At 41.3% G+C, this 23,627-nt stretch carries 23 protein-coding genes; 22 read left to right on the forward strand and 1 reads right to left on the reverse strand.

Annotated elements, in window-relative coordinates; genetic code table 11:
• The 19 genes from spoIIIAF (at position 1) to ACSBQP_RS01695 (ending at position 18,964) form a co-directional block, all read left to right on the forward strand.
• On the forward strand, positions 1–633 hold the full coding sequence (gene spoIIIAF / locus ACSBQP_RS01605; RefSeq protein WP_007501185.1) for a stage III sporulation protein AF: 633 nt from the start codon (positions 1–3) through the stop codon (positions 631–633).
• A 28-nt stretch (positions 634–661) separates the two neighbouring features.
• The gene (gene spoIIIAG / locus ACSBQP_RS01610) at positions 662–1,297 is read left to right on the forward strand and encodes a stage III sporulation protein AG (protein ID WP_370529232.1); all 636 of its coding nucleotides are present in this window, start codon (positions 662–664) and stop codon (positions 1,295–1,297) included.
• The gene (locus ACSBQP_RS01615; protein ID WP_024718861.1) at positions 1,297–1,929 is read left to right on the forward strand and encodes a SpoIIIAH-like family protein; all 633 of its coding nucleotides are present in this window, start codon (positions 1,297–1,299) and stop codon (positions 1,927–1,929) included. Before spoIIIAG ends, ACSBQP_RS01615 begins: the two co-directional genes overlap by 1 nt.
• 194 nt (positions 1,930–2,123) lie before the next feature.
• A complete protein-coding gene (gene accB, locus ACSBQP_RS01620; RefSeq protein ID WP_019743732.1) occupies positions 2,124–2,606 on the forward strand; it encodes an acetyl-CoA carboxylase biotin carboxyl carrier protein in 483 nt (160 codons plus the stop codon).
• Between the two features lie 11 nt (positions 2,607–2,617).
• On the forward strand, positions 2,618–3,967 hold the full coding sequence (gene accC / locus ACSBQP_RS01625) for an acetyl-CoA carboxylase biotin carboxylase subunit (protein ID WP_008342217.1): 1,350 nt from the start codon (positions 2,618–2,620) through the stop codon (positions 3,965–3,967).
• Positions 3,968–3,992: 25 nt separating this feature from the next.
• Positions 3,993–4,400, forward strand: a complete 408-nt coding sequence (locus tag ACSBQP_RS01630) for an Asp23/Gls24 family envelope stress response protein (protein ID WP_017357965.1) — start codon at positions 3,993–3,995, stop codon at positions 4,398–4,400.
• Positions 4,401–4,609: 209 nt separating this feature from the next.
• Positions 4,610–5,002 carry a transcription antitermination factor NusB gene (nusB, locus tag ACSBQP_RS01635; RefSeq protein ID WP_008342218.1) on the forward strand — a complete coding sequence of 131 codons (393 nt, stop codon included), beginning with the start codon at positions 4,610–4,612 and terminating at the stop codon, positions 5,000–5,002.
• Positions 5,003–5,016: 14 nt separating this feature from the next.
• Positions 5,017–5,868, forward strand: coding sequence for a bifunctional methylenetetrahydrofolate dehydrogenase/methenyltetrahydrofolate cyclohydrolase FolD (gene folD / locus ACSBQP_RS01640; RefSeq protein ID WP_007501171.1), 852 nt, complete (start codon positions 5,017–5,019; stop codon positions 5,866–5,868).
• 70 nt (positions 5,869–5,938) lie between these two features.
• Complete coding sequence (gene xseA, locus ACSBQP_RS01645; protein WP_017357964.1) at positions 5,939–7,297, forward strand: exodeoxyribonuclease VII large subunit; 1,359 nt, start codon at positions 5,939–5,941, stop codon at positions 7,295–7,297.
• Positions 7,281–7,541: an exodeoxyribonuclease VII small subunit gene (locus tag ACSBQP_RS01650; protein WP_003215880.1), complete on the forward strand. Its 261-nt coding sequence runs from the start codon at positions 7,281–7,283 to the stop codon at positions 7,539–7,541. Before xseA ends, ACSBQP_RS01650 begins: the two co-directional genes overlap by 17 nt.
• The gene (locus tag ACSBQP_RS01655; protein WP_205831366.1) at positions 7,525–8,421 is read left to right on the forward strand and encodes a polyprenyl synthetase family protein; all 897 of its coding nucleotides are present in this window, start codon (positions 7,525–7,527) and stop codon (positions 8,419–8,421) included. The genes ACSBQP_RS01650 and ACSBQP_RS01655 overlap by 17 nt, the downstream gene beginning before the upstream one ends.
• A gap of 151 nt (positions 8,422–8,572) precedes the next feature.
• A complete protein-coding gene (gene dxs / locus ACSBQP_RS01660) occupies positions 8,573–10,474 on the forward strand; it encodes a 1-deoxy-D-xylulose-5-phosphate synthase (protein ID WP_435028137.1) in 1,902 nt (633 codons plus the stop codon).
• Positions 10,471–11,325, forward strand: coding sequence for a TlyA family RNA methyltransferase (locus ACSBQP_RS01665; protein WP_007501164.1), 855 nt, complete (start codon positions 10,471–10,473; stop codon positions 11,323–11,325). The genes dxs and ACSBQP_RS01665 overlap by 4 nt, the downstream gene beginning before the upstream one ends.
• A 345-nt stretch (positions 11,326–11,670) precedes the next feature.
• The gene (ahrC, locus tag ACSBQP_RS01670; RefSeq protein ID WP_007501163.1) at positions 11,671–12,120 is read left to right on the forward strand and encodes a transcriptional regulator AhrC/ArgR; all 450 of its coding nucleotides are present in this window, start codon (positions 11,671–11,673) and stop codon (positions 12,118–12,120) included.
• 34 nt (positions 12,121–12,154) lie between these two features.
• Positions 12,155–13,888, forward strand: a complete 1,734-nt coding sequence (gene recN / locus ACSBQP_RS01675; RefSeq protein WP_017367576.1) for a DNA repair protein RecN — start codon at positions 12,155–12,157, stop codon at positions 13,886–13,888.
• 198 nt (positions 13,889–14,086) lie between these two features.
• Positions 14,087–15,364 (forward strand): SpoIVB peptidase, encoded by a 1,278-nt coding sequence (gene spoIVB / locus ACSBQP_RS01680; protein ID WP_017367575.1) that lies wholly within the window; start codon positions 14,087–14,089, stop codon positions 15,362–15,364.
• Positions 15,365–15,646: 282 nt separating this feature from the next.
• Positions 15,647–16,450, forward strand: coding sequence for a sporulation transcription factor Spo0A (gene spo0A / locus ACSBQP_RS01685; RefSeq protein WP_008342226.1), 804 nt, complete (start codon positions 15,647–15,649; stop codon positions 16,448–16,450).
• A 449-nt stretch (positions 16,451–16,899) separates the two neighbouring features.
• Positions 16,900–18,000 (forward strand): Rap family tetratricopeptide repeat protein, encoded by a 1,101-nt coding sequence (locus ACSBQP_RS01690; RefSeq protein ID WP_019743381.1) that lies wholly within the window; start codon positions 16,900–16,902, stop codon positions 17,998–18,000.
• Between the two features lie 226 nt (positions 18,001–18,226).
• Positions 18,227–18,964, forward strand: a complete 738-nt coding sequence (locus ACSBQP_RS01695; RefSeq protein ID WP_017367573.1) for a glycerophosphodiester phosphodiesterase — start codon at positions 18,227–18,229, stop codon at positions 18,962–18,964.
• A gap of 33 nt (positions 18,965–18,997) precedes the next feature.
• Here the strand turns inward: ACSBQP_RS01695 and ACSBQP_RS01700 are convergent, their stop codons facing one another.
• A complete protein-coding gene (locus tag ACSBQP_RS01700) occupies positions 18,998–19,234 on the reverse strand; it encodes a DUF2627 domain-containing protein (protein ID WP_017357960.1) in 237 nt (78 codons plus the stop codon).
• 149 nt (positions 19,235–19,383) lie between these two features.
• On the opposite strand from ACSBQP_RS01700, the gene ACSBQP_RS01705 reads away from it, so the two are divergent.
• The 3 genes from ACSBQP_RS01705 (at position 19,384) to bcd (ending at position 23,595) form a co-directional block, all read left to right on the forward strand.
• Entirely contained in the window at positions 19,384–21,456 is a 2,073-nt protein-coding gene (locus ACSBQP_RS01705) for a sigma-54 interaction domain-containing protein (protein WP_019743379.1), read from the forward strand.
• Between the two features lie 125 nt (positions 21,457–21,581).
• The gene (gene yqiS / locus ACSBQP_RS01710) at positions 21,582–22,475 is read left to right on the forward strand and encodes a phosphate butyryltransferase (protein ID WP_046343939.1); all 894 of its coding nucleotides are present in this window, start codon (positions 21,582–21,584) and stop codon (positions 22,473–22,475) included.
• Positions 22,476–22,500: 25 nt separating this feature from the next.
• Positions 22,501–23,595, forward strand: a complete 1,095-nt coding sequence (bcd, locus tag ACSBQP_RS01715; protein WP_007501155.1) for a branched-chain amino acid dehydrogenase — start codon at positions 22,501–22,503, stop codon at positions 23,593–23,595.
• The last annotated feature ends 32 nt before the right edge of the window (positions 23,596–23,627 follow it).

The following is a 23,627-nucleotide window of genomic DNA, read 5'->3' on the forward strand; positions in this document are numbered from 1 at the left end:
TTGAGTTTTCTCACAGAATGGATCACAAGTATTATTCTATTTATTTTATTTGCGATTGTGATTGATCTTTTGCTTCCCAATTCAAGCATGCAGAAGTATGCAAAAATGGTCGTCAGCTTACTGTTAATTGTCGTGATGCTCAATCCGATCTTTGCGTTATTCCGGGCAGATCCAGACCAAATTTTCTCAGAAATCATGAAAGGGAAGGACCAAGCGCAATCAGAAGAAATAAAAAATCAGATGAATTTAGAAAAAAAAGAAATACAAGCTTCACAGCGTGCATATATTTTAAAGCAAATGGCTGTCCAACTAGAAAAAAGCGCAAAGGAGCCACTGGAGAAGGAGAGCTATGAAATGAAACACGTAGAAGTGTTGGCAGATGAGGAGCACCTTGATCAGAATATGGAGGCAGATCAATTTCGCATCAAAGCAGTCCTTGTCCCGCTCACAGGTGATGCTGTAGAAACGGTGGCAAAGGTCGACATTGATCTCTCCAGGCAAAAGGAGGAAAGCGCCGGGGCGTCAGCAAAAGAGATGGCGAGGGTGAAAGAGACGCTTGCAGATGTATGGAATACACGGCCTGAACACATTGCGCTGAACATTGAGGGAGGTGACGCAGCAGATCATGAATAACAAAGACTGGAGACAAAAACTGAAATCAATGTTCCAAGCACCTGAAAAAGGTGAAGGGAAACCAAAATTAACGAAGCACCATTACTTACTGCTTGTCTTCATTATCGGCGTGTCATTCATGTTAGTCAGTCAGATTCTGTCACCGCCATCAAGCAAACAAGAGGCTGCTGTTCCTGCGTCTAAAAAAACATCCTCAGAAGAGCAGGCGGTGTTCAAACCATCCTCTTCAGGTAAGTCAAACAACTCAATAGAGGATGTTGAACAAGAATACGAAAATCAGCTGAAAGAGATTTTAGAAACGATCATTGGTGTTGAGGATGTTTCCATCGTGGTAAATGTAGACGCAACTTCTTTAAAAGTGTTTGAAAAAAACAAATCCAATAAAAGCACTACAACCGAGGAAACAGACAAAGAAGGCGGCGTGCGAAGTGTCACGGATCAAACAAAAGAAGAAGAGGTTGTCATTATTAAAAATGGCAATGAAGAAACACCTGTTGTTGTCCAAACGAAAAAGCCAGACATTCGAGGTGTCCTCGTTGTTGCTCAAGGAGTAGACAACGTTCAAATAAAGAAAACCATCATTGAAGCGGTTACACGAGTGCTTGATGTACCGAGCCATAGAGTGGCTGTTGCCCCTAAAAAAATCAAGGAGGATTCGGAATGATGTTAAAAAAACAAACGGTTTGGCTATTAACGATGCTAAGTTTAGTTGTCGTATTAAGTGTGTACTATATCATGTCCCCGCAAGGTGAGAATGCTGTGACAGTAGAAGATACAAAATCAAAAGGAATGGAAGAGAAAAAGGCTGAGCCAGAAAAAGGGACTGACAAAGGAACCGAAAAGAACGCAGAAGAGAAATCAACTGACAAAGAAACCAATGCGAAACAAGAAGATGTTGAAACAAGTGGAGAAGAAGGAAAGGCTGTTTCAGAGCAGACCGATGATGAACTTTTCACAACCTACAGACTTGAACTGGAAGATAAGCGCAGCAAGCAGCGTGAAGAGTATAACGAAATCGTGTCTAGCGATGATGCAACAGCGCAAGAGAAAAGTGAAGCTTATGATCAAATGACAGCGCTTAGTGAGGCAGAAGGAACAGAGCGTCAGCTGGAGACATTAATCAAAACAAAAGGATATAAAGATGCGCTCGTCAGTGCAGAAGGAGATAAAGTGAACATCACGGTACGTTCTGACAAAAAATCAAAGTCCCAAGCAGCAGATATTATTGATTTGGTCACAAAAGAAATGAGAGGGCTTGATAACGTAGCCGTCACTTTTGAGCCATCGAATCAATAAAAAATGCACAAGCGCCCTTTTCTGAAAAGGGCGTTTTTTCATGCGGGTTGACGCCCTTTTTCAGGTGCTTGTGCGAGGAGTCTCATCACATTAATAGTTGAATTCAACGAAATCCTCCTGTAAGATGGTTATAGTATGTACTTTTAGTACTAGCCTATAAAAAAAGATAAATCCATACATAGGGGTGCAAATCCATGTTAAAAATTGAAGAGATTCATGAACTAATTAAATTAATTGACGAATCAACAATTGATGAATTTACGTACGAAAACGAAGGTGCAAAAATCAAGTTAAAGAAAAATAAAGAAGTCGTTCAGCAAGTTGCGGCACAAGCACCAGTGGCTCCTGTCCAAGCAGCTCCAGCTCAACAAGCTCCTAAAGCACAAGCTCCAGCTCAGACCGAAGCCCCTGCACAAGAGGCAACTGCGTCTGAAAACCTGCATAAAATCACATCCCCAATGGTTGGCACATTTTACGCTTCTTCTTCACCAGAAGCAGATCCATATGTGACAACAGGTTCTAAAGTGAAGGAAAACTCAGTTGTATGTATCGTTGAAGCGATGAAACTGTTTAATGAAATCGAAGCAGAAGTAAAAGGCGAAATCGTCGAAGTATTAGCTGAAAACGGTCAGCTTGTAGAATTCGGACAACCCCTCTTTCTAGTGAAAGCAGAGTAAGGAGTACGATCATGATTAAAAAGCTATTAATTGCAAACAGAGGAGAAATCGCAGTTAGAATCATCCGTGCTTGTAAAGAGCTTGGAATTGAAACAGTTGCGGTATTTTCTGAAGCGGATCGTGATGCGCTGCATGTTCAAATGGCTGATGAAGCATATTGCATCGGACCGACTGCTTCAAAAGATAGTTATTTAAATGTGACAAATATTGTCAGCGTGGCAAAACTAACAGGTACAGATGCCATTCATCCAGGATATGGTTTCCTTGCTGAAAATGCAGACTTTGCAGAGCTTTGCGAGGAATGTAATGTCATCTTTGTTGGACCAACTGCGTCAGCAATTTCCAAAATGGGAACGAAAGATGTGGCAAGAGAAACAATGAAGCAAGCTGGTGTTCCAATTGTCCCTGGTTCTCAAGGAATTGTAAAAGATCTTGATGATGCTGTTTCAACAGCAGCTGGTATTGGGTATCCTGTCATTATTAAAGCAACTGCAGGCGGCGGTGGTAAAGGTATCCGTGTGGCTCGCACAGAAGAAGAGCTCATTAACGGTGTCACCATCACGCAGCAGGAAGCAGCTCAAAACTTCGGGAACCCAGGTGTCTATTTGGAGAAATTCATTGAAGACTTTAGACACGTTGAAATTCAAGTCCTTGCTGATCAGCATGGGAATACCATTCACTTAGGTGAACGTGATTGTTCTATCCAAAGAAGAATGCAAAAGCTTCTGGAAGAAACGCCATCACCTGCACTAAATGCAGATATTCGTGAGCAAATGGGTGAAGCTGCCGTAAAAGCAGCCGAAGCTGTTGAATACACAGGTGCCGGAACGGTTGAATTCATTTACGATTATAATGAAGAGAAGTTTTACTTCATGGAAATGAATACACGTATCCAAGTAGAGCATCCTGTAACGGAAATGGTCACTGGTGTTGATTTGATCAAAGAACAGATCAAAGTAGCTTCAGGTGAAAAGCTTTCCCTTACGCAAGAGGATGTCGTATACGAAGGATGGGCGATTGAATGTCGTATTAATGCAGAGAACCCTGAGAAAAACTTCATGCCTTCTGCTGGTGAAATTAAAATGTACCTTCCGCCAGGCGGTTTAGGAGTACGTATTGATTCTGCCGCTTATCCTGGTTATGTGATTCCGCCATATTACGATAGTATGATTGCGAAAGTGATCACATATGGTAAAACGAGAGAAGAAGCAATTGCAAGAATGAAACGTGCGCTGCAAGAATTCGTCATTGAAGGAGTCTACACAACGATTCCATTCCACCTCAGATTACTAGAGCACGAAACATTTGTGAGCGGTAATTTTAATACGAAGTTTTTAGAAACGTATCAAATTATGAAATAATAACAGCTTTCGGAGGTGAATGATCGTGTCAGAAAACAATTTGCTTGAAATGAACCTTGATGAAGATCAATTGGGAAAAGTGCAAATTGCGCCAGAAGTGATTGAAGTCATTGCTGGGATCGCTGCATCAGAGGTCGAAGGAATTGCGGAAATGCGCGGCAACTTCGCTGCTGATGTGGCAGAACGCTTTGGGAAGAAAAATCACCGTAAAGGTGTGAAAGTAGATGTCTCTGATGAAGGCATCACAATTGATGTGTATTGTGTGGTTGAATTTGGCCTATCCATTCCAAAGGTATCCACTGCTGTTCAAGAAAATATCCGTCAAACCCTTTTAAACATGACGGCCTTAACAATTAATGAAATCAACATTCATGTCGTCGGCATTCAATTTGATACAAAAACAGCTGAAGCCGAAGTTGATCAAGAAATGTAAAAAGGGTTGAAGTGAAACCAAGGAGGCATTGCCTCTTTGGTTTTTTAAAGCCCATTTTTGGGAAAATTCAACATGATGATTACGTCACGCATGGAGTGATTCGTTTTTCGTCACAGCTCGCATGGATCTTGGTGCGACTGCGGTCAAAATATGTTATGATCTCTGTATGGCTTAACGACAAGCGGATAAAGTGGTTAAAGGAGTAAATAATGAAAAGAAGAACTGCAAGAGAAAAGGCGCTACAAACATTATTTCAAATTGATGTCAGCAATATTGATCCGAAAGAGGCCATTACACATGCGCTGGATGAACAAGAATCAGATCCTTTTTTCGAGGAACTGGTTTTCGGTGTGCTCGAACAAAAGGACAAGCTCGATGACATGATTTCACAGCATCTTGTGAATTGGAAACTTGATCGTATTGCGAACGTAGACAGAGCCATTTTAAGGCTGTCTGTGTACGAAATGGTATATCAAGAAGATATCCCGGTGAGTGTTTCAATGAATGAAGCCATTGAACTGGCTAAATTGTTCGGTGACGATAAGGCGCCGAAATTTGTAAATGGTGTACTTTCAAACATTAAAAACGACCTAAAGCAGTAATAGGAGGATTCGACATGACAGCAACAATCATCGATGGGAAAGAAACAGCAAAAGAAAAGCGTGAACAATTAGCAAAAGAAGTAGAAGAGCTAAAACAAAAAGGAGTCACACCTGGTCTTGCCGTTATTCTAATCGGTGATGATCCGGCTTCACTTTCTTACGTACGCGGGAAGAAAAAAGCAGCAGAAGCCATGGGCATGCATTTCCAGCTTGATCATTTAGATGCTTCTTTAACAGAAGAGGAATTGCTAAAGATGATTGATCAGTACAATGCGAATGATCAATTCCACGGAATTCTTGTTCAGCTTCCACTGCCAAAACATATTTCTGAAAAAGCCGTCATTGAACGAATTTCACCAGAGAAAGACGTAGATGGTTTTCATCCGCTAAATATCGGGAAAATGCTACTTGGGGAAGACACATTCCTCCCTTGCACACCAGCAGGTATTGTTGAATTATTGAACAAAACAGGTGTGGATCTCTCTGGCAAAGAAGTGGTCGTTGTAGGACGAAGCAATATCGTCGGCAAACCAGTTGGACAATTGCTACTAAACGAAAATGCAACCGTCACCTACTGTCATTCAAGAACGGCGAACATTTCAGAACATACGTTAAAAGCGGACATTTTAGTTGTTGCCGTCGGTCGAGCAAACTTTATTAAAGCTGACCAAATTAAAGAAGGCGCTATTGTCATTGATGTAGGAGTCAATCGTCTAGAAACGGGGAAACTTGTAGGGGACGTTGACTTTGAAGCAGCAAAAGAAAAAGCTTCTTACATCACACCAGTCCCTGGCGGAGTGGGTCCAATGACAATTACGATGCTTGCACACAATACGGTTAAATCAGCAAAACGTACATTATCATAAGCTTGATCCATTCATCCACCTGCGTGCTGCCGGTGGATGAATGTGCGTTTTTGAAGAGGAGGAATACGTCATGAGTGAAAAAGCCTTTGTGACGGTCACAGCCCTTACAAAATACATAAAAAGAAAATTTGATGTTGACCCTCATTTAGAAGATATTTGGATCAAAGGTGAGTTATCAAATGTGAAGATTCATTCAAGAGGTCATGTTTATTTCACCTTAAAGGACGAAAATGCACGTATGCAAGCTGTTATGTTCCAGCGCTCCGCGTCCAAGCTACCTTTTTCACCAAAGAGCGGAATGAAAGTGTTCGTACGTGGCGGAATTCAAGTCTACGAACCGAGCGGAAGCTATCAATTATATGCAAAAGAAATGCAGCCTGATGGTGTTGGTGCTCTTCATCTTGCCTATGAAGAGCTGAAGAAGAAACTAGCAAGTGAAGGCTTATTTGATGAGCGCTATAAAAAAACAATTCCTGAATTTCCAGAGGTTGTTGGTGTCATTACATCCCCAACAGGAGCAGCTGTTCGAGATGTCATTACCACGATCAATCGGCGCTATCAGCAGGCCAAGATCATTGTGCTTCCGGCATTAGTCCAAGGAGAAAATGCTCCGCGTTCGATTGTGGAACGGATTAAAGAAGCCAATGAAAAACAGCTTTGTGATGTCTTGATTGTCGGGAGAGGCGGAGGATCGATTGAAGAACTTTGGGCCTTTAATGAAGAAGCAGTCGCAAGAGCGATCTTCGCATCAGACATTCCAATCATTTCTGCCGTTGGGCACGAAACAGACTTTACCATTAGTGATTTCACTGCAGACATGAGAGCACCCACACCAACAGGAGCAGCAGAACTAGCTGTTCCAAGCACAGCCGACTTAATCGAACGAATCAAATCAATCGACATTCGGTTAACAAGAGCGGTAAAAAATCGAACGTCACAAGCAAAAGACCGTCTTGTGGCACTTCAATCCTCCTATGCTTTCCGTTTTCCAAAACGATTACAAGAGCAAAAAGAGCAGCAATTCGATATGGTATTTGATCGTTTTCAAAAACAGCTGACAAGACAAATGGAACAAAAACGCAGTCAACTTGACCGCCAAACATATAGACTGAAGCCGCTTCATCCAAAAGAGCAGCTGCTTCAGGCGAAAAAACGTCACGCCAATGAAACAGAACAGCTCGTTCGGAGCATGAATGTGCAAATGAAAACAATTCATTCGCAGTTCCAATCGGTTCTTGGTAAACTAAATGCATTAAATCCGCTTCAAGTCATGGAAAGAGGCTATAGTTTAGCCTATAAAGAAGATGAGCTCATTAAAAGTGTGAATCAAGTAGAAACGAAGGATCAACTGACGATTACAATGAAGGATGGACGTCTGATTTGTGAGGTTATTGAGAAGGAGGGCAATCATCATGACAGAATCAAATAAACAAAAAGAAGAACAAATGACATTTGAAGAGGCCATGAAAGGACTTGAAGAGATTGTGGGAAAGCTCGAAGAAGGCGATGTACCGCTTGAACAAGCTATCCACTATTTCCAAGAGGGTATGACGCTCTCAAAACTTTGCCATGAAAAATTACAGCATGTTGAAAAGCAAATGGATTTCATTTTGAAAGAGGACGGTGAACTGGCTCCTTTTTCGGTGAAGGAGGCAGATGCTGGTGACAAGTAACTTAAACGAATTTTTAACAACACGAAAACAAGCAATTGAAGATTATTTATTTACATATGTGCAGGAATTGTCTATTCCAGAAGAGCTGAAATCTTCTATGCTTTATTCTCTGAAGGCTGGCGGAAAAAGACTGCGTCCTGTGCTTGTTCTTGCTCTTTTAAATGCGTATGGGAAAAAGGAAGAAGACGGTATACCAGTAGGCTGTGCAGTGGAAATGATTCATACGTATTCGTTGATACATGATGATCTTCCTTGTATGGACGATGATGATCTGCGCCGAGGAAAGCCGACCAACCATAAAGTATACGGCGAGGCAACAGCCGTTCTTGCAGGTGATGCGCTGCTCACTGAAAGCTTCCGTCTGATTACATCGCAATTATCTGACGATGTACCTGCTGATCAAAAGCTTAGAATCATCGATGAACTTGTTACATCAGCAGGTGCACTCGGAATGGTTGGCGGGCAATTTGATGATATGGAAGCAGAACAGAAACAAATCCCTCTTTCTGAATTAGAATCGATTCATGCCCGCAAAACAGGAAAGCTACTCACCTTTAGTGTGGTTGCTGGTGCGATACTGGCAGGTGCATCTGATGATGAGATCGAAAAGCTGAGAGAATTCAGCTATCATATTGGCATTGCTTTTCAAATCCGTGATGATATTTTAGATCTTGAAGGCAGCGAAGAGAAAATAGGAAAGCGGATCGGCTCCGATACAGCAAATGAAAAGTCGACATATCCTTCTTTATTAACGCTTTCAGGAGCAAAAGAAAAGCTGGATGAACATATCACTCGTGCGAAAGAAATTGTCTCAAATCTTGAGTTGGAGCAAAACTTGCTGCATGATTTATGCGATCTGATTGCCTCACGAGATCACTAAAAACAGCCTAGATTTGAGGGTCCTCGAGCAATTGTGGTAAACTGTAAACAGTTTATCATGATGAGACAACTCTTATTCCTGAATTGGTTTTCATAGGAATAAGGCATTATATATGTAGATAGAAATTTTGTTGAAAGCGAGTTGATCCTGATTGGATCTTTTATCAATAAAAAATCCAACGTTTCTAAAAGGAATGTCAAATGCAGAATTAGAGGAGCTGAGTGCGGACATTCGCACGTTTTTAATTGAGTCGTTAGCGAACTCTGGTGGGCACATTGGTCCAAACCTTGGTGTCGTTGAACTTACTGTTGCACTTCACAAAGTATTTGACAGCCCGAAAGACAAATTTCTTTGGGATGTTGGACATCAATCTTACGTTCACAAGCTGTTAACTGGAAGAGGCGCCGAGTTTGATACGCTTCGTCAATATAAAGGGCTCTGCGGTTTCCCCAAACGAAATGAAAGTGAACATGATGTTTGGGAGACTGGACACAGTTCAACCTCATTATCTGGTGCAATGGGAATGGCGGCAGCGCGTGACATTAAAGGAACAGATGAATACATTCTCCCGATTATCGGCGATGGTGCACTAACCGGCGGTATGGCGTTAGAAGCACTGAACCATATCGGGGATGAAAAAAAAGACATGATTGTGATCTTAAACGACAATGAAATGAGTATTGCGCCAAACGTTGGTGCGATCCATACAATGCTTGGCAGACTACGTACAGCTGGTAAATACCAATGGGTAAAGGACGAGCTTGAATATTTATTCAAGCGTATCCCAGCAGTAGGTGGGAAGCTTGCTGCAACAGCAGAACGTATCAAGGACAGTCTGAAATATTTGCTTGTTTCTGGTATGTTCTTTGAGGAAATGGGCTTTACTTACTTAGGACCAGTAGATGGACATTCCTATGAAGATTTGTTTGAGAATCTTGAATACGCAAAGAAAACAAAAGGCCCGGTTCTCCTTCATGTCATCACGAAAAAAGGAAAAGGCTATAAGCCGGCCGAATCTGATAAGATCGGCACATGGCACGGAACAGGCCCATACAAAATCGACACAGGTGACTTTGTAAAACCGACAGCAGCTGCACCGTCATGGAGTGGTCTCGTCAGTGAAACCGTCAGAAAGCTTGCACGGGAAGATGAGCGGATTGTCGCGATTACACCTGCAATGCCCGTTGGCTCAAAGCTTGAAGGATTTGCAAAAGAATTCCCTGAGCGAATGTTTGATGTTGGAATTGCAGAGCAGCACGCTGCAACAATGGCAGCCGGACTTGCTACACAGGACATGAAGCCATTTTTAGCGATTTATTCAACGTTCCTTCAAAGAGCCTATGATCAAGTGCTGCATGATATTTGCCGTCAAAATCTCAATGTGTTCATTGGAATTGACCGTGCAGGTCTTGTCGGTGCAGATGGAGAAACGCATCAAGGTGTGTTTGACATTGCTTTCATGCGTCATATGCCGAATATGGTTCTCATGATGCCAAAAGATGAAAATGAAGGACAGCATATGGTCAACACAGCCATTCAATATGATGATGGTCCAATCGCCATGCGCTTCCCGCGTGGAAATGGACTAGGCGTCAAAATGGATGAACAGCTGAAAACCATCCCAATTGGTTCTTGGGAAGTTCTTCGTCCCGGGAAAGATGCTGTCATTTTAACATTCGGTACAACCATTAAAATGGCGCTGCAGGCAGCAGAAGAACTGCAAAAAGAAGGTAAATCAATCCGTGTTGTCAATGCACGTTTCATTAAGCCTCTTGATGAAGGCATGTTAAATGAGATACTGTCTGAAGGTTTGCCAATTTTAACAATAGAAGAAGCGGTGCTTCAAGGTGGATTTGGCAGCAGCGTATTAGAATATATTCACGACAAAAAAGCGTCTCATATAAAAGTAGAACGTATGGGCATTCCAGATGAATTTATTGAGCATGGAAGTGTCGATGCGCTACTTGAGGAAATTGGACTGACGAAAACGCAGGTTGCTGAAACGTTACGTAATCTGCTTCCCGCAGCACCAAGAAAAGGAATTGGATCATGACATCAAAGAAAGAACGACTTGACGTTTTATTAGTCGAACAAGGACTAATGGAAACGAGAGAGAAAGCAAAACGCGCCATTATGGCAGGGATCGTTTATTCAAATGAAAACCGTTTGGATAAGCCAGGAGAAAAAATCGCTCGTGATACCCCGCTGACTGTGAAGGGGAATCCGCTGAAATATGTCAGCCGAGGTGGGCTAAAGCTCGAAAAGGCACTTCAAGAATTTGATTTAACCGTTGAAGGAAAGCTTTTAATTGATATCGGCTCATCAACAGGGGGATTTACAGATTGCGCACTCCAAAATGGAGCAGTCAAATCCTATGCTGTGGATGTTGGCTACAATCAGCTTGCGTGGAAATTACGACAGGATGATCGGGTGATCGTCATGGAACGCACCAACTTCCGCCATTCTGTTCCGGCAGATTTCACCGAAGGATTACCAGAGGTTGCATCTATTGATGTATCATTTATCTCGCTCAAACTCATTCTTCCCGCATTAAAGCATATTCTTATCCCAGGCGGCGACTGTATTGCGCTAGTAAAGCCGCAGTTTGAAGCGGGCAGAGAGCTTGTTGGAAAAAAAGGCATTGTGCGAGAACCTTCTGTACACCTTGGTGTGCTAGAAGAAATGAATCAATTTGCTGCAAAAGAAGGCTATGATGTAAAGGATGTTTCGTTTTCACCCATTACAGGCGGAGATGGAAATATCGAATTTCTCCTCCACTTGGTCCTGCATCCCGATCAAGAAGAGAATACGGCACTTCCAGTATCTGAACTTGAAAAAGTCGTCAAAGAAGCCCATGCCGTATTGAAAGAAAAGAAAAACAGTCCTGAGCCGGCTGACACATGAATTATTGAAACAAAAGGAATAATAGCTCGCTATTATTCCTTTTAGATTGTTGACAAAGGGCTAAAATGAACTTGATTTTAGCCCTTTGTCTTCTTTTCAGCGTGATAGAAAACCTTTGCAGTCTAGGAAGGACGAGTACTGGCGCGAAGCGAATTTGGCATTCGTGAGCACCAGAGCGCAGGACTGACAAAGAATGCGAGGAATAATAGCTCGCTATTATTCCTTTTTACATGGTCAAAAGATCAGAATTAACCGTTTCTCACGTAATGCTTGTTTTTTGAAGTGTGCATCATATAACATAGAACGTAAAGACAAACTGAGATTCTAACGCCTAGGGGGGTCAAAATGAACAAAGGTCAAAGACATATTAAGATTAGAGAAATTATCGCAAGCCAAGAAATCGAAACACAAGACGAATTAGTCGATATTTTGAAAGCGGATGGATATAACATCACACAGGCGACCGTATCAAGAGATATCAAAGAACTGCATTTAGTCAAAGTGCCAACAAATAATGGAACATATAAATACAGCCTTCCTGCAGATCAGCGGTTTAACCCACTATCAAAATTAAAGCGTTCCTTAATGGACGCATTTATTAAAATGGATGCTGCCAGTCATTTAATCGTTCTAAAAACAATGCCTGGGAACGCTCAAGCCATCGGTGCTTTAATGGATAATTTAGATTGGGAAGAAATTATGGGAACCATTTGTGGGGATGATACCATCTTAATCATTTGCCGCACGCCAGACGATACGGATACAGTTTCGTCTAAAATTTTAGAACTTCTATAAAGAGATCAGGTTTACAAAAAGAGGTGTCAAATGAGTGTTAGCAGAACTAACCATTAAAAACTTTGCAATCATCGAGGAGTTAACGGTTTCGTTTGAAAAAGGACTCACAGTTCTAACAGGGGAAACAGGTGCCGGAAAATCAATCATGATTGACGCTGTCTCACTTCTCGTAGGGGGAAGAGGATCATCCGAATTTGTCCGTTATGGTGAAAAAAAAGCAGAGCTGGAAGGTCTTTTTCTTGTACCAGCAGATCATCCTGTATTTGCCCTTTGCGAGGAGCAAGGAATTGATGCATCTGATGAAATGATGATTCTTCGCCGTGATATCAATCAAAGCGGGAAAAGCATTTGCCGCATTAATGGTAAGCTTGTCACCATCTCGCTTTTAAGAGAAGTTGGCCGTCTTTTGCTTGATATACATGGACAGCACGATAATCAGCTGTTAATGGAAGATGAAAATCATTTACATTTGCTTGATCAATTTGGAGCAGAAGAAATTGCACATGCTCTCTCACAGTATCAAGAAGCGTATGATCAATATATGAAGACGGCGCAAAAACTCAAACAGCTGTCTGAAAATGAACAGGAAATGGTTCACCGGTTAGACTTATTGCAATTTCAGCTGGAAGAGATTGAAGCGGCACAATTAGAGCCTGGGGAAGATGAGAAGCTTCAAGAGGAACGTCATCAAATCAGCAATTTTGAAAAAATCTTTTCCTCACTTCAAAACGCATATAATGCTCTGCGTAATGAGCAGGGAGGACTTGATTGGGTTGGGATGGCTTCAAGCGAGCTTGAGCAAGTTTCTGAGATCAACGACGATCTGAAAAAGCTCTCTGAGCAAGTGTCAAACTCCTATTATTTATTAGAAGATTCTACTTTTCAAATGCGCAGCATGCTTGATCAATTAGAATTTGACCCAGCCCGTCTTGATTTTATTGAGTCTAGACTAAATGAGATGAAGCAGCTGAAGCGAAAATACGGCACAACCGTTGAGGAAATTTTAGAATATGCGGCTAAGATTGAAGAGGAGATAGACCAAATCCAAAATCGAGACAGCCATTTGCAGACACTTAAAAACAAACTTGATGCGATAAGCCGGGATGCATTGCTTGAAGCGCTTAACGTGTCAGAGCTCCGTAAAAAATGGGCGAAAAAACTGGCGAAGCATATTCAAGCTGAATTGAAGGATTTATATATGGAGAAGTCTTCTTTTGATACCGCTTTTACGATTCGATATGCACCATTTGGCAGTACGGACTGCCCGCTTTTAGATGGAAAACCCGTACAGCTCGGGAAAAATGGCATAGATCAAGCGCAATTTGTCATTTCTACAAATCCGGGTGAACCGATGAAATCTTTGTCAAAAGTAGCATCTGGAGGAGAAATTTCACGTGTCATGCTGGCAGTGAAAAGTATTTTCTCAGCGAAACAAGAAGTGACGTCCATTATATTTGATGAAGTGGATACGGGCGTTAGCGGCAGAGTCGCACAAGCCATTGCTGAAAAAATTTATAAAGTCGCAGCAGGCTCACAAGTACTCTGTATTACCCATCTGCCGCAAGTCGCAGCAATGGCTGATACACATCTTTTTATTTCTAAACGCGCTAAAGCTGGTAGAACAATGACGAACGTCAAACCACTCAGTGATGATGAAAAAGTGAGTGAAATTGGCCGAATGATTGCTGGTGTAGAAGTCACTGAGCTCACAAAACAGCATGCAAAAGAATTACTGCACCAAGCAAATGATGTCAAAACGACAGGGTAGCTGAAACAACAGCTGCCTTTTTTATATTGTCTCATATTCGCCGTATATACGCATGAAATCGTCTTTTTCTTTTATCAATTTATCCAATCATTTTCTAAAGGTGTCGGTTATAAATCCTCGCTAAGAAGGCAAAAGTAAAGATGTAGCCAAAACATTAATGTTCTGGTGTGGGTAAGGAGCGAGGAGAGTGAAAAATGAATGCCCGAAAAGATGAGAAAAGCCATTGGTGTGATTCTCCTTGTTTCTTTAATAAGTACAGGGTTTATGAGCATAGTGAAGGAATATATCAGCATTCCAACAACTGTCGCAGTATTTGAACACGAGAAGCATTCGATTGATACATCCATTGAAGCGTCAGCCAATGCTTCTTCACCAGCCTTTAGTCTTTCAGAGAAAAAGAATCAACTTGAAGTAACGGGACAAAAGGCGGGAAAAGCCGAAATTGTTTATGATTTTAAAGGATTTCCTATTAAGAAAACAAAAGTCGATGTTCTTCCCGAATTAAAAGTCATTCCTGGAGGACAATCCATTGGCGTCAAACTCCATTCTGTCGGAGTTCTCGTTGTCGGTTTTCATCAAATCACAACAGCAGACGGCAAAAAATCACCAGGTGAAGCTGCAGGCATTCAATCAGGGGATATGATCATTGAGATCAATGGTCAGAAAATGGAGAAGATGAATGACCTCACCCCATTTATTCAGAAAGCCGGAAAAACGGGGGAAACCCTTCATTTACTCATAAAAAGAGACCATAAAACCTTTCAAACGACATTAACACCCGCTAAAGATTCAAGTGAAGGTACTTATCGAATTGGTCTTTATATTCGTGACTCCGCAGCAGGAATCGGGACGATGACCTTCTTTGAACCATCTTCTAAAAAATATGGCGCCCTTGGGCATGTGATTTCTGACATGGATACAAAAAAACCAATCGTGGTCGACAATGGTGAAATTGTCAGATCAACTGTCACATCCATTGAAAAAGGGACAGGAGGCAACCCTGGGGAAAAATTGGCCAGGTTTTCTTCCGAAAGAAAAACGATAGGTGATATTTCACGTAACAGTCCATTCGGTATATTTGGTACGTTAACCGAAAAACTTGAAAATCATGTAGCAGACAAACCACTTCCAGTCGCATTATCAAATGAAGTAAAAGAAGGTCCAGCCGAAATATTAACGGTCGTGGACCATGATAAAGTAGAGAAATTTGATATTAAAATCGTCAGCACAACACCACAAAAATTCCCGGCAACAAAAGGAATGGTGCTTAAAGTAACAGATGAACGCTTATTAAGCAAAACGGGCGGGATCGTTCAAGGAATGAGCGGTAGTCCGATCATCCAAAATGGCAAAGTCATTGGAGCGGTCACTCACGTGTTCGTCAATGACCCGACAAGCGGATACGGCGTACACATTGAATGGATGCTGTCAGAAGCAGGAATTGACCTTTATCAAAAAAACAAAAAAGCAAGCTGATGAAAAACTGCCGCGAATCTTCCGGCAGTTTTTTCTACCCTTTCTTTCTCTTCCATCATGTTATAAAATAAGGAAAAAGAGATTTTTCGACAAAATGGAAAACAGTGTGTTGTCAAATTGCAATAATCGTCGATTCATTAAGAAAAACGTAGAAAAAGCTAGATAATGCTCTATTATTCGGAAAATTAAACTTTTTTAAAGGGGATAGCATGGTTTTGTCGAATTGAACACTCAGAAGAGAAATGCAAAAGACTAAGGAATCGACATTGGGGAGGAAAGAACGTGGAGAAAATTAAAGTGTGTGTAGCTGATGACAATCGAGAACTTGTTGGCCTTTTGACAGAGTATATTGAGGGACAGGAAGATATGGAAGTACTTGGCGTGGCGTATAATGGTCAGGAATGTCTGACATTATTTAAAGATAAAGAGCCCGACGTTCTCCTCTTAGATATTATCATGCCTCATTTAGACGGTCTTGCTGTACTGGAACGCCTCCGTGAAAACAATGAAATGACCAAACAGCCAAGTGTCATTATGCTGACGGCTTTCGGACAAGAAGACGTAACGAAAAAAGCAGTCGATTTGGGCGCATCCTATTTCATTTTGAAACCATTCGATATGGAAAACCTCGTAGGTCATATCCGTCAAGTCAGTGGAAACGGCACACAAGTCAGCCATCGATCTTCATCTATCCAAAACAGTGTCCTTCGCAGCAAACCTGAACCGAAACGTAAGAACTTAGATGCGAGCATTACGACGATTATTCATGAGATTGGCGTGCCAGCTCATATTAAAGGCTATTTATACTTAAGAGAAGCCATTTCGATGGTGTACAATGATATTGAACTACTCGGCAGTATTACAAAAGTATTGTACCCAGACATTGCAAAGAAATTTAACACGACAGCCAGCAGGGTAGAACGAGCGATTCGTCATGCCATTGAAGTGGCTTGGAGCAGAGGGAATATTGACTCCATTTCGTCACTCTTTGGCTACACAGTCAGCATGTCAAAAGCCAAACCGACCAATTCAGAATTTATTGCGATGGTGGCTGATCGTCTGCGTTTAGAGCATAGAGCAAGCTAAGTCAACGTCCATAAAAAAACGTTTCTTCAATGAGGCGTTTTTTTATTTTTGTAAAATATTGCTAAAAAATGGATATGTTGATAAAATCATCTTTAATATTTAAATTGGACAAACGGGTCGCTTTATTTTCAGAATAAAATGAAAAATAAAGCATGAAAGAAATGAATAGGACATAAAATAGTGGTAATCAGCTACGCTAATCAATTGGATTATAGAAGAAGAAAACGCTCATTCGTAAGAAAAAGGATGAGAGGAAAAGGTCTTATGTAATTAGTAAATAAAGTAAATGAGATCGAAAGTTCTATTTCTATTGACCTGATTGGTTGGCGTTTTAAAGTCACTGGCTTCTTAGAGATTGTGCCATTTGAACTGAATATTCCCATTGTCGAATTTAATAATTTTCACATTCTTTTACTATGCTATAATAATGAAAAGAAGAGGGTGAGGTTATGGGAAAGCTGAAAATCCACTCTGCTGAGGTTGCGAACGAAATTAGCAAGTGGACGAGGGTCATTTCTCAGAATGACCTAGAAAAATCTGCTGTCTATAAAGAGAAAATTCAGAATTTGCTAAAAAATACAGATGAGGATCGAGAAGTTCTTCTTTATTATCAGCTAGTCGACGGCAGACATGAAATGTTACTTGGAAATATTGAAAAAGCCAATCAGATTATGAAAAGTGTCGGAACGCTGGATGAAAAAGCAGATGACATTATTAATTTTTATTTTTACTTTTATAAAGGCCAATATGCTGCCTATGTCAAAAAATATGATGAGGCGATTAGTTTTTATAAGATTGCTGAGCAGCGGCTAAAACGTGTGAATGAAGATCTTGAAGTCGGAACTTTTCATCATAAAGTCGCTTCCATTTATTACGAACTGAAGCAAAATTTCATTTCCATTAATCATATTAAAAAAGCCATTGATACATTTAAAGCGCATGAAGAATATACCGCACAGGCGATTGACAGCTTGATCTTACATGCGAGCAACTGTATTGATTTACTACAGTTTGATGAAGCTGAGGAAAAGTACCAAGAGGCACTTGAGAAAAGTAAGCGCATTAACAATGAAGTGCTGATTGGGAAGTGCTATCACAATTTAGCGGTTCTTTATTACGCAAAACCTGATTATGAAAAAAGTGCGCAATACGCCAAAAAAGGGATGAGCATTCAAATTCATCGCGACAATAGCCATTATTTCATCCAATCTTTATATGTTCTCGCAAATGCCTTAGTTCATTTAGGAGATCATGAGGCGAAAGAATATATTAAAGAGGGGATTCAATATAGCTGCGATATCCAAAATAATGAATATATAGTAAAATTTGAAATTTTGGATTTGATGTGCGAAAATAGTGGAGCAGCAGACGTATTCTCTGAAAAATTAGACTACATAGAAAAAAATAGATTATATGTGGAGCTTGAGGATTTGTCTGAACAAATATCGAAATACTTCAAGGAACGAAATGATTATCAAAATGCCATTCGTTTTCTTGAAAAGAAATTCGATGCGCAAATACTTCAAAAGAAAGTGGAGGTTATCTTATGAAAAAGTTGTTGTTAGGTGTAACAATCGTTACAGCAGTCGCAGTTGTTTCTTCCCTTTTTGCTCTTGACGCAGAGACGACAGAGCAAGCCATCAGAGCGATTACGTGATCGAATTTACCTGTCAACCTCTTCTCTCTTATTAGAAGAGGTTTTTTTATGTGCTCAAACTGGCAAAACGAAAAAAGACACGTCATAATATAGGTAATCATCATATTTAGAGGTGGCATATGACGAAAATTTTTGCACATAGAGGCTTTAAAGGAAACTATCCAGAGAACACCATGATTGCCTTTGAGCACGCACTCCATTCTGGAGCGGATGGGATTGAGCTTGATGTTCAGCTCACCAAAGACGGCAGACTAGCTGTCATTCACGATGAAAAGCTGAACCGAACGACCAATATGAAAGGGTTAGTGAAAGACTATACATATGAAGAGTTAAAAAGAGGAGATGCGAGTCATTCTTTCTATGAAGAAACGGGTGCGGTCTCCATTCCTCTATTAGAAGAAGTATTAGAGCTAGTGACGCAGAGACCATCCTTTATGATCAACATTGAATTAAAAAACTCTATTTATCGATATCCAGGGATTGAAGAAAAAGTAAAAGAGCAAATTGAGCACTTTCAAATAGAGGATCGAGTGCTTGTCTCATCATTTCATCACGGCAGCTTAGCTCTTTTTCACAAGCTGATGCCGCACATTGAACTGGCGGTCCTCACGATGGATGTGATTCATCAACCGGACATGTATTTAAAAACAATCCCGGCAAAGGGCTACCATCCGAATATAAAGGGCGCTGGGGTGACAAAAGAAGTAGTATCCGCTCTCCATGCGGACCAACAAGTGATCAGACCGTTTACTGTAAACAGTGAGAAGCAAATAAAAAATATGTTGACCTTGGGTGTTGATGGAATCTTTACAGATTTTCCTGATCGAGCCGTCAAAATAAGAGAAGAAATGAAATAAAGACCCGCTATCAACAGCGGGTCTTTTTCATGATTACCTTTGCTTAAAACGAGTTGTTACTTTATTTCGTTTACGGTCTCTATATAAAATAAATCCTGCAACAACATAAAGACCTCCCCCTAAAAATAACAACCCTGCAATTCCTTGCAGCCATAAATATGGAAATGGTGCAATGATGATGCCGAAAACAGTGTCACGCAGCAGCTTAATGCCAAGTGCTGCAAAGGCTCCAGGTATTAAAATAATCACTAATGCCAGTATTCTCCCCATCAAATGTCCCCTTAAACGTCATTTACTTCCATTGTCTAATTCAAAAAATATTTTGTCAAGAAAGGAAAACGTGGTAATATAGGTGTTGTGCAATTTTTTGCAACGGAAAAATATGGTGTGCAAAATTTTTCATATAAAGGGGTAACGGGATGCAGAGAGTCTTGATTGTCGGTGCAGGACAAGGTGGATCAGCACTGCTTGAAACATTGCTGAAAACAAATACGGTTCAAATCATTGCGATCGCCGACCTTGATCTCGAGGCACCGGGGATGGATGAAGCGAAAAAGAATGGAATTGAGACGACGACGGATTGGAAAGAATACATAAAAGATGACATTGATATCATCATTGAAACCACAGGCAGTTCTGCTGTACTGAAGGAACTAATTGAACAAAAACCAGAGCATGCTGTGATTGTGCCAAGCTCGATGGCATATGTCATGTCAGAATTAATGGCAGAGAAACAACAGCTTATTCAAATATTGAAGGAACAAACCTATAAACATGACCGCATTTTTAATGCAACGAATGATGGCATGATTTTTATTAATATGGATGAAGAAGTGGTCCTGTTTAATCGATCGGCTGCCAAAATGGTGGGGTGTTCGCAAAAGGATGCGATTGGCCGTCACATTCGAGAAGTGATTCCGAACACGAAACTTCCCGATATATTAAGGTCAAGGGAGCCGGAATTTAACCAAAAGCAATTTTTGAATCAGCAAATTCAAATTGTGACCACCCGTCTGCCGATTATTGATGACGCGGGGAGAATGTTAGGTGCTTTATCGATCTTTAAAGACATAACAGATGCGGTGGAGCTTGCGGAGGAAGTAACGAACCTCAAAGAAGTAAGAACGATGCTTGAGGCGATTATTCAATCATCAGATGAAGCCATATCGGTTGTCGATGAGCAGGGGAAAGGTATTTTGATCAACCGTGCTTATACGAAAATGACCGGTTTATCGGATAAAGAGGTCGTGGGTAAACCAGCTGGTGCTGATATTTCCGAAGGGGAAAGCATGCACTTAAAGGTGCTTGAAACAAGAAGACCTGTTCGTGGCGTCAGAATGAAGGTTGGTCCAAACAAAAAAGATGTCATCGTCAATGTAGCACCTGTTATTGTTGACGGCATTCTAAAAGGCAGTGTCGGGGTCATTCACGATGTATCCGAAATCCAATCATTGACGAATGAATTAAATAAAGCAAGACAGCTCATCCGAACACTTGAAGCAAAGTACACATTTGAAGACATTATTGGAGAAAGTGAACAAATGCTTGTCGCACTTGAGCAGGCAAAGCTGGGCGCAAAAACGCCGGCAACCATTTTACTCCGCGGAGAATCAGGTACTGGGAAAGAGCTGTTTGCGCATGCCATTCACAATGAAAGTGATCGCAAGTACAACCGCTTTGTCCGTGTCAACTGTGCTGCCTTATCAGAAACTCTTTTAGAGTCAGAACTGTTTGGCTACGAGGAAGGAGCGTTTTCTGGTGCAAGGCGAGGCGGGAAAAAAGGGCTGTTTGAAGAAGCCAATCAAGGCAGCATCTTTTTAGATGAAATCGGTGAAATGACGCCAAGTACACAAGCGAAATTGCTGCGTGTCATGCAAGAAAAAGAAATTGTTCGGGTAGGCGGAACGAAAGCGATACCGGTCGATGTGCGTGTGATCACAGCGACAAATGTCAATATTGAAAAGGCGATGGCAGAAGGTAAGTTCAGAGAGGATTTATATTATCGAATGAACAGATACCCGATATCGATTCCACCACTCAGACAGCGTCTCGAAGATATTGAATCATTAAGTAAACGCCTCATTCAGAAGATCAATTTAGACTATGGGCGAAACGTCAGCGGCTTAACAGATCGTGCGCTTCATAGACTTCGATCATATAGCTGGCCAGGCAACGTGAGAGAGCTTGAAAATGTGCTTGGACGAGCGATGATTTTTTTGAATCCGCAAGAAGAATGGATCGATGAAGCGCATATCGCCTTCATGGAGTCAGACGAGCATGAGGAAAAAGAGCAGCAGGAACTGGCTGTTAGTCAATTTGAGGGTGAGACGCTCTCGGATGCTGTAGAAGCATTTGAAGCGCAGCTGATCAAACAAACCCTTGAAAAACATCAATTCAATCGTACAAAAACAGCGAAAACGTTAGGGATCAGCATTCGAAATCTTTACTATAAAATGGATAAGTATCAGCTTGCAAAAGATAGCATGCAGTAACATGCATGTAACCTGCAAGAAATTGCATGATTTCTTTGCGAAAAGGCTTATTTTTCACACATTTCAAGCTGGCACGGAACTTGCATATAAAAAGAGGAACCGAGCACAAGGAAAGGTGGGCAAGTATGAAGCTTGACGATCTGATTATCAAAGCCTCGCAGCTGCAGAATAAAACAGCGGCTGTGGCTCATGCAGAAGACGAAGAAGTGCTTCATGCCATCAAAATGGCAATCGAACGAAAAGTCGCTCGCTTCCTGCTGGTTGGAAACAAACGCAACCTAAAGGAGCTAGTCAAACAGCATGAGATCAATGAAGACTGGATAGATATTATTCATTCAGATTCACCCGAAGAATCTGCCAAAATTGCCGTTCAGGCAGTAAGTGAAAATCATGCAGATATTCTCATGAAGGGTCATGTCCCGACAGCCGTATTGTTAAAAGCTGTCCTAAATAAAGAGTATGGGCTTCGGACAGCGAGTGTCCTTTCACATGTTGCAGCCTTCGAAGTACCGGGCTTTGACCGTTTTATCTATGTGACGGACTCTGCGATGAACATTGCGCCTGATTTAAATATGCTGAAAGAAATTACGATGAATTCCGTTCAAGTCGCACAAGCTGTCGGAAATGATATGCCCAAAGTGGCGGTATTATCAGCGGTAGAAGTCGTAAACCCAGCGATGGATTCGACACTCACAGCTGCAAGCCTTGCGCAAATGAATCGAAGAGGTCAAATTTCTGGCTGCCTGATTGATGGGCCGCTTGCTTTAGATAATGCCATTTCTCAAACGGCCGCTTCTCATAAAAATATTACTAGTGATGTGGCTGGTCATGCTGATATTTTGCTTGTGCCAACCATTGAAGCAGGCAACATTCTTTATAAATCTCTCATCTACTTTGCTCATGCAAAAGTGGGGGCTGTGGTGGCAGGAGCGAAGGCCCCGATTGCTTTAACAAGCCGGTCTGATTCAGCAGAAAGTAAGCTCTATTCAATTGCACTTGCCATCTGTACATCAAATTAAGTGAAAGTAATAGGAGGAAAAGAAAATGGAACTTTTTAAATATATGGAACGATACGATTATGAACAGCTTGTATTTTGTCAGGATGAACAGTCTGGTTTAAAAGCCATCATTGCCATTCATGATACAACACTTGGGCCAGCACTCGGCGGAACAAGAATGTGGACATATGAAAATGAAGAAGCAGCTATCGAAGATGCCTTGCGTCTTGCAAGAGGTATGACCTATAAAAATGCGGCGGCAGGGCTAAACCTTGGCGGCGGTAAAACGGTCATCATCGGTGATCCGAGAAAAGACAAGAATGAAGAAATGTTCCGTGCTTTTGGCCGTTACATTCAAGGATTAAATGGCCGTTATATCACCGCTGAAGATGTCGGTACTACGGTAGAAGATATGGATCTTATCCATGAAGAAACAGACTTTGTCACAGGAATCTCTCCTGCATTTGGTTCTTCAGGAAACCCATCTCCAGTGACTGCTTACGGTGTATATAAAGGGATGAAAGCAGCTGCAAAAGCAGCATTCGGTACAGATTCATTAGAAGGAAAAACAATTGCCGTTCAAGGTGTTGGAAACGTGGCTTACAACCTATGTAAACACCTGCATGAAGAAGGCGCACAGCTCATCGTCACTGATATCAACAAAGACTCAGTTCAGCGAGCTGTAGAAGACTTCGGTGCAAAAGCGGTAGACCCTGATGATATTTATGATCAAGAATGTGATATTTACGCACCATGTGCACTCGGTGCAACCATTAACGATGTGACGATTCCTAAATTAAAGGCAAAGGTCATCGCAGGTGCAGCGAATAACCAGCTGAGAGAAACTCATCATGGAGATCTTATTCATGAAATGGGCATTGTGTACGCACCGGATTATGTGATCAATGCAGGCGGTGTGATTAACGTTGCAGATGAGCTTTATGGCTATAATGCAGATCGTGCAATGAAAAAAGTAGAAGGCATTTACCAAAACATTGAGCGAGTGATTGAAATCTCTAACCGTGATGCCATTCCAACTTATAAAGCGGCAGACCGATTGGCTGAAGAGCGAATTGAAAGAATGCGCAAATCAAGAAGCCAATTCCTGCAAAATGGTCAACATATTTTAAGTCGTCGCTAAATGGATGAATGAGTTGAAACGGAGGTTTTGTT

It is taken from the genome of Bacillus sp. G402 (assembly GCF_051172515.1).
GTDB classification, from domain to species: domain Bacteria; phylum Bacillota; class Bacilli; order Bacillales; family Bacillaceae; genus Bacillus; species Bacillus altitudinis.

Coding starts and splice junctions, on each gene's coding strand:
- accC (WP_008342217.1), top strand. CDS start 2,618: ATGATTAAAAAGCTATTAATTGCAAACAGAGGAGAAATCGCAGTTAGA.
- ACSBQP_RS01650 (WP_003215880.1), top strand. CDS start 7,281: ATGACAGAATCAAATAAACAAAAAGAAGAACAAATGACATTTGAAGAG.
- ACSBQP_RS01700 (WP_017357960.1), bottom strand. CDS start 19,234: ATGGGGAGAATACTGGCATTAGTGATTATTTTAATACCTGGAGCCTTT.
- ahrC (WP_007501163.1), top strand. CDS start 11,671: ATGAACAAAGGTCAAAGACATATTAAGATTAGAGAAATTATCGCAAGC.
- accB (WP_019743732.1), top strand. CDS start 2,124: ATGTTAAAAATTGAAGAGATTCATGAACTAATTAAATTAATTGACGAA.
- spoIIIAG (WP_370529232.1), top strand. CDS start 662: ATGTTCCAAGCACCTGAAAAAGGTGAAGGGAAACCAAAATTAACGAAG.
- ACSBQP_RS01705 (WP_019743379.1), top strand. CDS start 19,384: ATGCAGAGAGTCTTGATTGTCGGTGCAGGACAAGGTGGATCAGCACTG.
- ACSBQP_RS01690 (WP_019743381.1), top strand. CDS start 16,900: ATGGGAAAGCTGAAAATCCACTCTGCTGAGGTTGCGAACGAAATTAGC.
- folD (WP_007501171.1), top strand. CDS start 5,017: ATGACAGCAACAATCATCGATGGGAAAGAAACAGCAAAAGAAAAGCGT.
- ACSBQP_RS01665 (WP_007501164.1), top strand. CDS start 10,471: ATGACATCAAAGAAAGAACGACTTGACGTTTTATTAGTCGAACAAGGA.
- ACSBQP_RS01615 (WP_024718861.1), top strand. CDS start 1,297: ATGTTAAAAAAACAAACGGTTTGGCTATTAACGATGCTAAGTTTAGTT.
- ACSBQP_RS01655 (WP_205831366.1), top strand. CDS start 7,525: ATGCTGGTGACAAGTAACTTAAACGAATTTTTAACAACACGAAAACAA.
- nusB (WP_008342218.1), top strand. CDS start 4,610: ATGAAAAGAAGAACTGCAAGAGAAAAGGCGCTACAAACATTATTTCAA.
- xseA (WP_017357964.1), top strand. CDS start 5,939: ATGAGTGAAAAAGCCTTTGTGACGGTCACAGCCCTTACAAAATACATA.
- spoIVB (WP_017367575.1), top strand. CDS start 14,087: ATGCCCGAAAAGATGAGAAAAGCCATTGGTGTGATTCTCCTTGTTTCT.
- ACSBQP_RS01695 (WP_017367573.1), top strand. CDS start 18,227: ATGACGAAAATTTTTGCACATAGAGGCTTTAAAGGAAACTATCCAGAG.
- yqiS (WP_046343939.1), top strand. CDS start 21,582: ATGAAGCTTGACGATCTGATTATCAAAGCCTCGCAGCTGCAGAATAAA.
- bcd (WP_007501155.1), top strand. CDS start 22,501: ATGGAACTTTTTAAATATATGGAACGATACGATTATGAACAGCTTGTA.